The sequence below is a fragment of the Marinobacter halodurans genome, assembly GCF_004327985.1.
Taxonomy (GTDB): domain Bacteria; phylum Pseudomonadota; class Gammaproteobacteria; order Pseudomonadales; family Oleiphilaceae; genus Marinobacter_A; species Marinobacter_A halodurans.
Map to the genome: position 1 here is coordinate 1 of NZ_SJDL01000036.1, position 12,895 is coordinate 12,895.

Annotated in this window: 11 protein-coding genes; 2 read left to right on the forward strand and 9 right to left on the reverse strand. The window is 63.0% G+C overall.

Features of this window, described 5'->3' with window-relative positions; all coding sequences use genetic code 11:
• Positions 1-176: 176 nt before the first annotated feature.
• The 3 genes from EZI54_RS18525 to EZI54_RS18535 all read right to left on the reverse strand — a co-directional run bounded on the left by EZI54_RS18525 (position 177) and on the right by EZI54_RS18535 (position 7,146).
• On the reverse strand, positions 177-1,298 hold the full coding sequence (locus EZI54_RS18525) for a beta-ketoacyl-ACP synthase III (RefSeq protein WP_131483373.1): 1,122 nt from the start codon (positions 1,296-1,298) through the stop codon (positions 177-179).
• A gap of 122 nt (positions 1,299-1,420) precedes the next feature.
• Positions 1,421-5,260, reverse strand: a complete 3,840-nt coding sequence (gene hrpA, locus EZI54_RS18530) for an ATP-dependent RNA helicase HrpA (RefSeq protein ID WP_131483410.1) — start codon at positions 5,258-5,260, stop codon at positions 1,421-1,423.
• 209 nt (positions 5,261-5,469) lie between these two features.
• Positions 5,470-7,146 (reverse strand): AMP-binding protein, encoded by a 1,677-nt coding sequence (locus EZI54_RS18535; protein WP_131483374.1) that lies wholly within the window; start codon positions 7,144-7,146, stop codon positions 5,470-5,472.
• 448 nt (positions 7,147-7,594) lie between these two features.
• Here EZI54_RS18535 and EZI54_RS18540 point away from each other — a divergent pair, with 448 nt between their 5' ends.
• Both EZI54_RS18540 and EZI54_RS18545 read left to right on the forward strand, forming a co-directional pair.
• Positions 7,595-8,605, forward strand: coding sequence for an alpha/beta fold hydrolase (locus EZI54_RS18540; protein WP_165495800.1), 1,011 nt, complete (start codon positions 7,595-7,597; stop codon positions 8,603-8,605).
• Between the two features lie 72 nt (positions 8,606-8,677).
• Positions 8,678-9,148: a MaoC/PaaZ C-terminal domain-containing protein gene (locus tag EZI54_RS18545; RefSeq protein ID WP_131483376.1), complete on the forward strand. Its 471-nt coding sequence runs from the start codon at positions 8,678-8,680 to the stop codon at positions 9,146-9,148.
• A gap of 11 nt (positions 9,149-9,159) precedes the next feature.
• Here EZI54_RS18545 and EZI54_RS18550 read toward each other — a convergent pair whose 3' ends face one another.
• The 6 genes from EZI54_RS18550 to EZI54_RS24495 form a co-directional block, all read right to left on the reverse strand.
• Entirely contained in the window at positions 9,160-10,158 is a 999-nt protein-coding gene (locus EZI54_RS18550; protein WP_131483377.1) for a TonB family protein, read from the reverse strand.
• Positions 10,151-10,654, reverse strand: coding sequence for an ExbD/TolR family protein (locus EZI54_RS18555; RefSeq protein WP_131483378.1), 504 nt, complete (start codon positions 10,652-10,654; stop codon positions 10,151-10,153). Before EZI54_RS18555 ends, EZI54_RS18550 begins: the two co-directional genes overlap by 8 nt.
• Entirely contained in the window at positions 10,651-11,184 is a 534-nt protein-coding gene (locus EZI54_RS18560; RefSeq protein ID WP_131483379.1) for an ExbD/TolR family protein, read from the reverse strand. Before EZI54_RS18560 ends, EZI54_RS18555 begins: the two co-directional genes overlap by 4 nt.
• Before the next feature lie 16 nt (positions 11,185-11,200).
• Complete coding sequence (locus EZI54_RS18565) at positions 11,201-11,842, reverse strand: MotA/TolQ/ExbB proton channel family protein (RefSeq protein WP_131483380.1); 642 nt, start codon at positions 11,840-11,842, stop codon at positions 11,201-11,203.
• A 101-nt stretch (positions 11,843-11,943) separates the two neighbouring features.
• The gene (locus EZI54_RS18570) at positions 11,944-12,303 is read right to left on the reverse strand and encodes a hypothetical protein (protein WP_131483381.1); all 360 of its coding nucleotides are present in this window, start codon (positions 12,301-12,303) and stop codon (positions 11,944-11,946) included.
• Between the two features lies 1 nt (position 12,304).
• A complete protein-coding gene (locus EZI54_RS24495) occupies positions 12,305-12,880 on the reverse strand; it encodes a tetratricopeptide repeat protein (RefSeq protein ID WP_165495801.1) in 576 nt (191 codons plus the stop codon).
• Positions 12,881-12,895: the final 15 nt, after the last annotated feature.

The following is a 12,895-nucleotide window of genomic DNA, read 5'->3' on the forward strand; positions in this document are numbered from 1 at the left end:
TGCCGTTCGGCTAGTAGTTCCCCTTACCGGGCCCACAGGGGACTTGCACCCCCAAGTCATCCGGCCAGCACCACCTGTACCAGAACAGCGCCCGTCAAGGCGCTACGCGCCATGCCTGGCGCACCAATAAAAAACCCGCCTCGATCCGAGGCGGGTTTTCACAGCGACCCGCGTGTTCAACGCTTCCGGATCACGACGCTGCCGATCGAATAACCGGCCCCGAAGGAACAGATAACACCCAGGTCACCGCTGTCCAGGTCATCGCGATGCAGGTGGAACGCGATGATCGAACCCGCGGAACTGGTATTGGCGTACTCATCCAGAATGACCGGCGCTTCCTCGATGGTGGCATCCCGGCCCAGCACCCGCCGCGCGATCAGTTGGTTCATGTTCAGGTTGGCCTGATGCAGCCACATCCGGCGCAGGTCCCCGGGCGCCAGTTCCAGCGCCGCCAGATGGCCCTGGATGGTTTCGGCGACCAGGGGCGAAACCTCCTTGAACACCTTGCGACCCTGCTGGATAAAGAGCTTGTCCGGCTGGCCGATGCCCTCTTCGGCAGCCCGGTTCAGGAAGCCGAAATTGTTACGGATGTTGTTGGAGAACTGGGTCTTCAGGCGCGTGCCCAGAATGTCGAAGCCCTGTCCGTCGGCCACCCGGTCACTGCGCTCCACCAGGATGGCGGTGCAGGCGTCACCAAAGATGAAGTGGCTGTCCCGGTCCCGGAAGTTCAGGTGGCCGGAACAGATCTCCGGGCTGATCACCAGTACCGCGTTGGCGGTGCCGTTCTCCACCGCGTTGACGGCCGCCTGCAAACCGAAGGTCGCCGAGCTGCAGGCCACGTTCATGTCATAGGCAAAGCCGTCGATCCCCAGTGCGGCCTGGACCTCGATGGAAACCGCCGGATACGCCCGCTGCAGGTTCGAACAGGCCACGATGACCGCGTCCACGTCATCGGTGCTGCGACCGGCCTGCTCCAGTGCCTGCCGGGCGGCAACGACGGACATGTCGCACTGGACACTGGGCTCGTCGTTGGAGCGCTCGGGAATCCGCGGGCACATGCGCTCGGGGTCCAGGATGCCGTCCTTGTCGATGACATGGCGGCGCTTGATGCCAGACGCCTTCTCGATGAAGTCCGGTGCCGACGGCAGAAGGGCTTCGCATTCACCGCGTTCGATTTCCCCGGCATGGTCCTGGTTGAAACGTTCGACATAGGCGTTGAACGCCTGGACCAGCTCTTCGTTATCGATAAACGCTGGCGGGGTATACAGCCCGGTTCCGCTGATGACGGCTTTGATCACGTGACACTCCAGAATTCAGATGTAATGGCGCCAAGATGTCGTTGCACGAAATAGTAACACACGGAGCCCGTTCTGCAGCCGTAGCGACCCATCACGAACATGGGGACCATCCGGCAACCGCGTCAGGTACTGACCTTCTCCCACTGCCGCTCCAGCCGCTGGACGGATACGGTCATCGCGGTGCCCAGTTGCTGCGCGAAGAACGATACCCGATACTCCTCCAGCATCCAGCGATAAAGCTGTAGCTCGGGATCGCTGATGCCCTGCTTTTCGTGCGCCTCAAGACGTTTGGCATAACGGGACCAGAGTCCTTCGAATTCGTGCAGGAAGGTCCGTTCCCGGCCCATCTCGCGGGGCATTTTTTCCATGCGCACGTCGACGGCGTCCAGGTAACGCGGAATGCGCGCCAGCCATTCGCCCGGCGTCGCCACCAGGAACCCCGGATAGACCAGTTGTGAAAGCTGGAACTTCACGTCGGCCATACTGTTGGCCAGCGCCAGCGGAATCTTGCCCTTGAGCTGTTTCATCAGGCCGTTGTAGCCCTTGAGGATTGCGTGCACCAGTCGGGTCCGCCCTTCCAGGAACGGGATGAAGTCGCCACGATGGGCATCGAACACGGCATCAAAGGCCGCTTTATCCCGCGGCAGCGTTTCCCCCAGAAAATGATCGATCACCGATGAGATCAACAGATCATCCCTCAGTTGCTCCGCCTTGCCGACGGGCGCAAACAGCAGGGCCGCATTCTTAAACTCCGGCAACTTGCGCTCGATGCCTTCCAGCGTGCTGCCAAACCGGTTCACGATCAGTCTTGCGACGCCGCGCTCAGTCACCCGCCGGCTCGTAAGCGGGTCCAGGCAACGTATGGGGCGCACCTGACGTCCCAGGTCTTCCAGCGCCGGATAGACCCGCACGCGCATGCCGCCCTTTTCCGTGTCGACCGAGTCGGGCAACGTGCCGAACGACCAGCGGTCGGCAGGTTCGCTGTCCTGCGAGCGGCCGATCTCCGGCGCCTGCGACAGGGCTTCCTCGGCCCGCCCCTCCAGGCGGGACTGGATATCGGCCACGTCCCGCCCCTCGGCCAGCTTGCTGCCCTGATCGTCCACCACACGGATGTTCATGCGGAGATGAGCCGGCAACTCGATGCCCTGCCAGGCTTCCGGATCGATGCGTACGCCGGTCATCCGGCGCAGTTGCTCCGCCAGTTTCTCGGTCAGGGGCTCGTTGGAGGGCGTCATGTTGGCCAGCGCCGCATCGACGAAGTCCGGCACCGGCACGAAATTCCGGCGGATCGCCTTGGGCAGGCCCTTCACCAGGTGAATGCATTTCTCCCGCAGCAAACCGGGCACCAGCCAATCCACCCGGTGGGCCGGCACCTGCTTGAGGGCCATCAGCGGCACCTGCAATGTCACGCCGTCGTCCTGGCTGGTGGGTTCGAACTGGTAGCTCAGCGGGTAATGGACGCCTTCCCACTGCAACTCGTCCGGGTATTCGGAGGCCAGACCCTCGTCCGGGGCACGCTGGAGGATATCCGCCTCCGTCAGCTCAAGGGCCTTGATGTCCTTTGCCGATAACCCTTTCCACCAGCTCTCGAAATGCTGGCCGCTCACGATCGTGTCCGGCAGGCGCTCGTCGTAGAAGGCGACCAGCGTTTCCTCGTCCACCAGCAGGTCCCGCCGCCGGGATTTGCGCTCCAGGTCCTCGACCGTATCCAGCATGTCCCGGTTATGCCGGATGAACGGTGCGCGGGTGCTGTAGTCGCCCTCCACCAACGCCCGCCGGATGAACAACTGACGCGCCTCCACGGGGTCGACCTTGGCGTAGCCGATACGCCGGCGCGGCACGATGTCCAGGCCATACAGGCTGACTTTCTCGTAGCCCACGACCTGGGCCCGCTTCCGCTCCCAGTGAGGCTCGAAGTAATGGCGCTTGACCACATGTTCGGCCAGCGGCTCGACCCACTCCGGCTCAATCCGCGCCAGCATGCGGGCAAAGACCCGGCTGGTTTCGACGATTTCCGCGGCCACGATCCACTTCGGCGTGGTCTTCGCCACCTTCGAACCGGGGAACAGCATCACCTTGCGGTTACGCGTGGCCAGGTACTCCCGCTTTTCGTACTTGGTCGCCACCTGCCCCAACAGACCGGAGAGGATCGCCTTGTGCAGGGCCTCATAGCTGGCTGTCCTGTTGTTGACGGGCAGCTTCTGGTCCCGGCAGAGCAGCGTCAGCTGGCGATGGACGTCCCGCCATTCCCGCATCCGCATATAGGACAGGTACGACTTCTGACACAGCCGGCGCAACTGATTCTGGGACAGTTCCTGGCGCTGCTCCTCATAGAACGTCCAGATATTGAGCAGCGTGACGAAATCGGATTCCTTGTCGTTGAACGGCGCGTGGGCCTGGTCGGCAGCCTGCTGTTTGTCCTGCGGGCGTTCGCGGGGATCCTGCACACTGAGCCCCGCGATCACCACCAGCACCTCGGCCAGGCTGCCGTGTTCGGCACCCGCCACCAGCATCCGCGCCAGCCTCGGGTCCACCGGCAGGCGCGCCATGGTGCGGCCCAGTTTGGTCAAATGACGCTTCGGACTGACCGCCCCCAGCTCCTCCAACAGCTTGTAACCGTCGTTCACCAACCGGTTGTCCGGCGCCTCCAGGAACGGGAAGTTGCGGATATCGCCAAGGCCGGACACTGCCATCTGCAGGATGACGGAAGCCAGGTTGGTGCGCAGGATCTCCGGATCGGTGTATTCCGGCCGGCTGAGGAAATCGGCCTCATCGTAGAGCCGGAAACAGATACCGGGCGCCACCCGGCCGCAGCGTCCCTTGCGCTGGTTGGCGCTGGCCTGGGAGATGGGTTCGACCGGCAGGCGCTGGATCTTCGAGCGCACGCTGTAGCGGCTGATCCGGGCGACGCCGGTGTCAATCACATAGCGGATGCCGGGCACCGTCAGCGACGTTTCCGCGACGTTGGTGGACAGCACGATCCGGCGGCCGGCGTGCCCCTGGAAAATCCGGTTCTGTTCGCGGGCACTCAGCCGGGAATACAGCGGCAGGACTTCGGTATGACGCAGCTCGGCATGGCGCAGGGCCTTGCTCATCTCGCGGATTTCGCGCTCGCCGGGCAGGAACACCAGGACATCGCCGGGACGCTGGCCGCTGCTGCGCTCGTGGGCCTCGATTTCCTCCAACGCTTCCACCACGCCATCGGACCAGCCCTGATCCTTGTCATCGTCCTCACCCACCAGCGGCCGGTAGCGGACTTCCACGGGATACGTCCGTCCGGACACCTCGATCACCGGCGCATCGCTGAAGAACGCGCTGAAGCGATCCACCTCGATGGTCGCCGAGGTGATGATGACCTTGAGATCGGGCCGCCTGGGCAGCAGGTTGCGCAGGTAACCCAGCAGGAAGTCGATGTTCAGGCTGCGCTCGTGGGCTTCATCGATGATCAGCGTGTCGTAGCGATCCAGGAAGCGATCGTGCTGGATCTCCGACAGCAGGATGCCGTCCGTCATTACCTTGATCAGCGAATCGGCACTGGTGTTGTCGGTAAAGCGGACCTGGTAGCCCACGCGCCGGCCGACCGGCTCACCGATTTCCTCGGCGATGCGGGACGACACACTGCGTGCGGCAATCCGCCGGGGCTGGGTGTGGCCGATCAGACCTCGTGTGCCACGGCCGGCCTCCAGGCAGATCTTGGGAATCTGGGTGGTCTTGCCCGAGCCGGTTTCCCCGGCGACGATCACCACCTGATGGTCGTCCAGTGCCTGCCGAATGTCCGCCACCCGCTCGGCCACCGGGAGTTCCGCCGGATATTCGATGCGCGGCCGCAGATCGACGCGGCGCTGGTAATCGGCCTCACCCTCATCCAGCCAGCGGCATATCTTCGCGCGCTCCGCCTCACCCGGGCGCCCCTTGCTTCGGGCCAACTGTTTTTTGATCCGCGCGACGTACCGCTGCGGCATGGCCGCAAAACGGGCTTCCAGCGCGGATCCAGACGGGATTTCGGTGGTGGGGTCGGGGCTGATCGTCTTGCTCATTGAACCTGCGGGTTTCGGATTGGAACGATTAAAATCTGGGGACACGATAACAGATCCGGAAAAAAAGCGGCCTCACCAACAAAAAACCCTGTCGCCGGCCGGGCCGGGACAGGGTTTCGTCTCCCGCGGGACACTTACTCCGCGGTCGCCTCGTCGCGCAGTTCACGGCGCAGGATCTTGCCGACGTTGGTTTTCGGCAGCTCATCGCGGAACTCGAAGAACTTCGGCACCTTGTAGGCCGTCAGACGCTCGCGGCAGAACTCCTTCAGCTCGGACTCCTTGAGATCCGGTGACTTGCTGACCAGGAACACCTTCACGGCCTCACCGCTCTTCTCGTCAGCTACGCCAACGGCGGCGCACTCGACCACCTGCGGGTGGCTGGACACCACGTCCTCGATTTCATTCGGGAAGACGTTGAAGCCGGACACAATGATCATGTCCTTCTTGCGGTCCACGATGCGGATGTAGCCGTCTTCCTGGATCAGCGCGATGTCGCCACTGCGATAGTAACCGTCCTCGGTGAACGACTTCTTGGTCTCTTCCGGACGCTGCCAGTAGCCCTTCATCACCTGCGGACCTTTCACGCAGAGTTCACCCGGCTCACCGATCGGCGTCCCGTTGCCCTCTTCGTCGATGGTCTTGATCTGGGTGGCGCAGATCGGCAGGCCGATGGTACCCAGCTGGATTGCACTCGGCGGGTTGAAGGTGACGACCGGGGATGTCTCGGTCATGCCGTAGCCTTCGGTGATTTCACAGCCGGTGACCTGCTTCCACAGTTTGGCGGTGGAGCTGGTCAGCGCCATACCGCCGGACGCGGTCATTTTCAGGGCGCTGAAGTCCAGGTTCTTGAAATCCTCGTTGTTGCACAGGGCGACGAACAGCGTGTTCAGACCCAGGAACGAGGTGAACTTGTAGTTCTTGATCTCCTTCACGAAACCGGCAATGTCGCGCGGGTTCGGAATGAGCACACTGTGGGCACCGGATTCCAGCATGATGCCGCAGTTCAGCGTGAAGGAGTAGATGTGGTAGAGCGGCAGCGGCGCGATGACAATCTCTTTGCCCTCTTCCACGTTGTCTTCCATCATCGGGCGGGTCTGCAGCAGGTTGGCGACCAGGTTGCCCTGGGTCAGCATCGCGCCCTTGGCCACACCCGTGGTGCCGCCGGTGTACTGCAGCACGGCAATGTCGTCACGCTTGACGGCGACCGGTGTCAGCTTGCACCTGGCGCCGGCACTCAGCACCTTGGGCAGGCTGTGGGCATTGGGCAGGTTGTATTCCGGCACCATCTTCTTCAGGTACCTGACCGCCGCGTTCATCAGCGTGCGCTTGAGCGGCTTATGCATGTCCGCGACTTCGGTAATGATGACATGCTCGATGCCCGTATGCGGCAGGACTTTCTCGACCTTGTCCGCCATGTTGGCCAGCACCACCAGCGCCTTGGCACCGGAATCGTTGAACTGGTGCTCCATCTCGCGCTCGGTATACAGCGGGTTGGTGTTGACGACGATCAGGCCGGCCCGCATGGCACCAAACACCGCAACCGGGTACTGGGTCACGTTCGGCATCTGCATGGCGATACGGTCGCCGGGCTTGAGATTGGTCTTGTTCTGGATCCAGGCGGCAAAATTGCGGGACTGGGTATCGAGATCACGGTAAGTCAGCGTAACGCCAACGGCACTGAAAGCAGGGCGATCGGCAAATTTCTTGACGGCCGTCTCGAGCACGTCGAGCATGCTTTCATATTTGTTCAGATCGATCTCGTTCTTGACCCCGGGCGGGTATTTATCCTGGTAGAACTGCTCCAAATCCATCACACCATCTCCTGTGTATTGCAATTATGCTTGTAGTGACTGAGGCGTCTTCTTCTTTGTGTCTGTGTTTTCGATTTCTGCCTGTTCGTGGTCATTGTGCGGTGGTGTTGCACGCTGGCTGCGGTTCTTTTTAATCGGCGCCCCGGCGCTGTTCCGGGGGGCACCGTTGCGACACAGTCCAAGCCCGTTAAGGCACCACCACGCCCGGGTCTGGCGGTTGGCCGTCAGACTTTGCGGGGAGGCGCCTTAACCCACAAAAAGTGACGAGAGAATACCAGTTTTCAATGAAATGAGGTAGACGGCACAGACATCGTCGCAAAAGCCTGTCCCGACAGGCACCGCCTGGAAAATTCGAGAGATGGCGCACACATTTTGTGCTCTGGACTGTATCGTTGAAATGTACACTCACTACTTGACGTCCATCATTCACAGATTGCAGGAAGCACCCGTGCCCCAATCCAACACCGCGCCTTCGCCCCAGGCTCCGGCAACGGCGTTTCCCGACGAGCCTTTTGTCCAGACAGACCTGCCAGCGGCCGACGGTCACCGGGTTCCGGTCTATGTCTGGCGTGCCCGGGCGCCCCGCGCCGTCATTCATATCGCCCACGGCATGGCGGAGCACGCGCAACGCTACCGGTATCTTGCCCGGGATATGGTTCAACAGGGCTATACCGTGGTGGCGCACGATCACCGGGGGCACGGCCCCGCCACGCCGGATGACGAACTGGGCCACTTCGCCGACGACAACGGTTGGCAGCGGGTGATGGAAGACCTCGGGCAGGTCCAAAGCTGGATACGGGATACCTTCGCCGATCTGCCCTGCTATCTGCTGGGCCACAGTATGGGGTCGTTCATTGCCCAAAGCTACCTCACCACGGCGAAGGAGATCGAGTGGCCCGCGGGGCTGATCCTGTCCGGCTCCAATCGGGATTCGCGCCTCAAGCTCCAGGCGCTGCGACTGATCGTGGCCCTGGCGGCCCGTTTCCAGGGCCGGCACCAGTCGAGTACGCTGGTCCATGCCCTGACATTCGGGGCTTTCGCCAAACAGGTGCCCCATGCCAATACCGACTTCGACTGGCTCAGCACCGATGAAGCCGCCGTGAAAGCCTACATGAGCGACCCGCATTGCGGTTTTGACTGTACCAATCAGCTCTGGAGTGACCTGGGCAGCGGCCTTGCCGGCTTGCTGAAAAGGGGCCGCCTGCAGCGCATTCCCGCCCGGCTGCCGATCCTGATCCTGTCCGGCGCGCAGGACCCCGTCGGCGAGTTCGGCCGGGGCACCCGCAGACTGGCCAGTGCGTACCGGGCATCGGGCCATACCGACGTTACCTCCCTGGTCTTCGAGGGCATGCGCCATGAACCCTTCAACGAACGCAATCGTTCCGAAGTGCTGGACCGCCTCCTGGCATGGCTTGCCCGGCAGCGGCCGACTCCGCATAATCCACAAACGACTCAATGAGAACTGGCAAAGCAGTCGCGCGCTGACGTATGGAACGTCATCGATAAAGGGAGCCTCTCAGGACAGAGACACATGGATAATCTGGAAAACATCGTCTATGACGATCTGAATGTCGGCGATACCGCCTCCTACACCCGCTCGCTGACGGAAGAGGAACTGATCCTCTTTGCGGCGGTTTCGGGCGACGTCAACCCGGTCCATCTGGATCCGGCCTTCGCCGCCAACAGTATGTTCAAGGAACGGATTGCCCACGGCATGTGGAGCGGTTCATTGATCTCCGCCGCACTGGCGACCGTGATGCCCGGCCCAGGCACCATTTACCTGGAGCAGAGCCTCAACTTCAAGCGCCCGGTCAAACTCGACGACACCCTCACCGTAAAGCTCACGGTGGCCAGCAAGGACCGACGGAACCGGGTCACGATCGACTGCGTGGTCACCAACCAGCGGAACGAGGAGGTGGTCGTTGGCGAAGCCAAGGTCATCGCCCCGACCGAGAAGATGTCGTTACCCAAGCCACAGCTGCCGCGTATCACCATCCGCTGAGCGCCGGGCCGTCATGACGGCAGGAAATTGATCGGGAAGCGAACCCTGCGCGTTTCGACATCGGCCGCGCCGAAGTTGAACAGGCGCACGCGCATCAGGATTTTCTGCTCCAGGCCCGGCGCGTCCAGTTCCGAACTGACAATCCGGCAGTTGGACACATGCCCGTCCGGCTCCACCGTGACTTCCAGCAGAACTTCACCTTCCAGTGCAGGATTCTTTCGTAACTCCCTGTTGTACAGAGAAAAGAGAACCGATTTCTGCTGATCGAAAACCCGCCGAATGTTGGCCATTGAGCGTTCTTCCGGTCCCGGATCCGGGGCGGCTTTCGCCCTGGTTTGCGGTTTCCGGGCCGGCTCCGGCGCGGCAACCTGCTTGACCTGGTGCTCCGCCAGGGCCACCTGCTCCGTCGGTCCCCTGACGTCCTGCACGCCGCCGCTGCGCTGCAGGGCGTCCGGTTCAGCCGTCTTTTTGGCCGCCGTGGCATGACGGGTATCGACGTTGGCCGACAGCCCAGTGTCGCCGGGTTCCGCGGCCAACGACTGCATGGCCGAGAGATCGTCCGACAACGCCATCAACCCGGATTTTGCAGCGACCGTTCGCGCCTGCTCCACCGTTTGTTTCGCCGGCTCGGCGGCAACCGCCGGTTTGGGTTTGGGCCCGGGCCTGGCAACGGGCTCGTGCTTGGGCGCTGGTTTCGGTTCAGGCTGAGGCTTCACCTCGGGCTTGGGCTTCTCCGGCTCCGGTTGGACAACCGGCTTGGGTTCCGGCTTTTCCTGGATCAAGCGGGCCAGTTGGGGCGGCACCTGCTCCCGGGTCTGCCGATCCGGCTCCGGCAGGTCAATGCGCGGGATCCAGATGGCCAGCGGCACGAACAGCGCCAGGAACAGCAGCAACGACAATCCGAGACGCAGCCGCTCACCGGGCTCCCGGTCCCAGGGCAAACGCAGGGTCACGCTGCCGGCGCCGGTCGTTGCCAGGGCCGCCTGATGCACGTCGATCCGGCTACCCATTGGCCGCCCCTGCTTCGCCGGCTTGATGTTCCACAGCCAACCGAACCCGCCGGTAATCGGCATCGACACAGGTCTGCATGATACGACGCAGGTTATGGTACGCGGTGCCCTGGTCGGCCATCACGGTGATCTCCAGGCCTTCCGGCGGTACCCTATCCCGACGCTGTTTCTGATGCTGCAGCTCATCGAACAACCCGGCAACGTGATCGTCCCCGGCGCCGACCTCCTCCAGCCGCGCCACTTCCCGCCCCTGGACCCGGATCGAATCCCCGCTCACCTCGACCAGCAACGCCTCCTCACTGGGCTTTTCCGCGGTGGAGACCGGCAGTGACACATCACTCGCCTGCTGCATCACCTTCACGTCGGAAGAATTCACCATCAGGAAGAAGACGAGGATGGTGAAGATATCCATCAGTGACACGAGATTCAGGCCGCCAGCGCGATGCATGCGGCTGTAGTGACGCTGGATCCGGCGGGCCCGGCGTGACGACCTCATGGCCGGCCTCCGGTGAGCGGATGGTCCGTCACGGCGCTGATCCGGAGATCGTCCGGGGCATCGCCCAGTGACACGTCCGGAAACAGCTCGGCTTCCACGACGCTGGCGGCCACCACCGCGGGATAGGAGCGCACCGTATCCATGGCCGTGACCAGGGTCTGGTAGTCCACCGCGCCGCCAAGCCGCAGGACGATGTCGGTCTTCTCCGGCATCCGCTGCTTGATGGCCTGGAGGGTGGTCCTGAGGCCCGCAAAATCCTGCTTCCCCTCCCGCAACGGCAGACTGCGAATGATGCCGCGCTCACTGTCGGCTACCCGCATGCCACCGGGCACCAACACCACTTCCAGACGGAAATGGTCCGGGTCCGGCACCTCGCCTTTCGCCAGCCCGGGAAAATCCAGCTCGATCATCCGGATCTGGGTAAATACCATGCCCAGCAGCAGAACCGGCACCAGCACGATCATCAGGTTCATGAAGGCGGTGATATCCAGTTCCGGAGTGCTGTTCAGTCGACGGTGTCTGCGTCGCATGGGCGCGCGATCCCTGTCAGGAGGCCTGGGCCTGGTGTTCGGAGACGGTGTTCAGGAACTTGACGCCGGCCATTTCGAAGCTATCGACCAGCTCGTTGGTGCGGGTCTGGAGCAAGGCGTGGAAGAGCAGCAACGGAATCGCCGCTATCAGGCCAAAGGCGGTGGTGTTCATGGCGACGGAAATACTCTGGGACAGCAGGGTCGCCTTCTCGGCGGGGTCGGCATTGGCGACGGCGGTAAAGGCGGCGATCAGGCCGATGATGGTGCCCAGCAAACCCAGCAGCGTGGAGATGTTGGCTAGGGTCGCCAGGTATTGGGTGCGTTTTTCCAGGCGGGGCAACACTTCCATCAGCCCCTCCTCCATGGCGTACTCGATCTCCTCCCGGCGCTGGTTGCCCAGCAACCGCCCCAACCCCGCGCCCAGGATGCCGGCGATGGCGCTGCCGGAGCTGTTGGCCGCCTGCATCGCCCGCTTGTAATCCCGCTTCTGCAGCAGCGGCAGGATACCCGTTTCAAAGGCCCGTCGGTTGGCACGGCGCACCATCGCCAGGTAGACAAAGCGCTCCAGCGCAATCGCCAGGCCGACGATCAGCACCAGCGCGATGGGATACATGAACGGGCCGCCGTTCTGGAAAAAGCGAATGATGGTTTCAAGCATGGGATGAGCTCCGCCGTCTGCTACGGTCTTGTTCCTGGCGCCCCTGAAGGCCGGAGATCACTCCGGCGACATTCAGGGGCTTCCTTGTTCGGATGAATTGGCTAGTGTCCCGCCCCGAGTGGCTCACCCAGGGGATCCAGCGTCCGTCGAAACGCGCCGTGGCGCTTCAGGGCGTAGGGATCGACCGGATCCAGCAGGCCATCCGGGGCCAGCCGAAGCGGCTCGCGGTTGCGCCGGGAGATGCTGGGCGGCTGCCAGGGCAGGATGTTGAGTACCCGGGGATAGTCATCGTCCGCCTGTACCGAAATGCCCTCCACGGTCAGCGCAACCGGGGCCTCGGACGTCGACGACGCCTTCCTGGGCGCCGCATCGGCCCAAACCGGTACACCTGTGCCAATCGCCGTGATCCAGCATGCCAGTATTGGCGCCCGAAAAACGCGATGGATATCAAAGATCGCCATTTCAGTTCACCCGCCGTTCCAGATCCGCAATCCACCCGGCGACCTGGGCCTTGCGCTCGTCCGTCAGCGTCTGGTAGATGCGGTAATGTTCCAGGGCCGTGGGCAGGTCCAGCAGGTAAAGTTCCGCCAGTACGGCCAGGTTGAAATGCAACTGCGGTGAGTCCGGATGCCGCGCCAGCGCCGTCTGCAGCAGGTCCCGGGCCTCGGTAAACTGCCCCTGCCTCTCGAGCATCAACGCCAGGTTATTGGCCGCCATGGACTCCGCCGGATCCAGCGCCAATGCCGCCCGATAGGCGGCCATTGCCGGGTCCCTCCGGTCTTCCTGCTGCAGGATCCATCCCAGGCGCGCGGCGACGACGGCACTGTCCGGACGTTCCCCGCGCAACTGGCGCAGGCGCTGCTCGGCACCGGGCAGGTCGCCGACGGCACTGCGCTTGAGCGCCTCGTCCAACTGGAGGTGCTGGGCCTCCGTCAGAGGTTCAGCAACCTTGGGCGGCGCCTTTGTTGTCTCCGCCCGGGATGGCTCCCCGGTTCCGGGGGTGGACGCACAGCCGGCCATAAGCAGCACCAGGGCCATCCAAACAACGCCCGT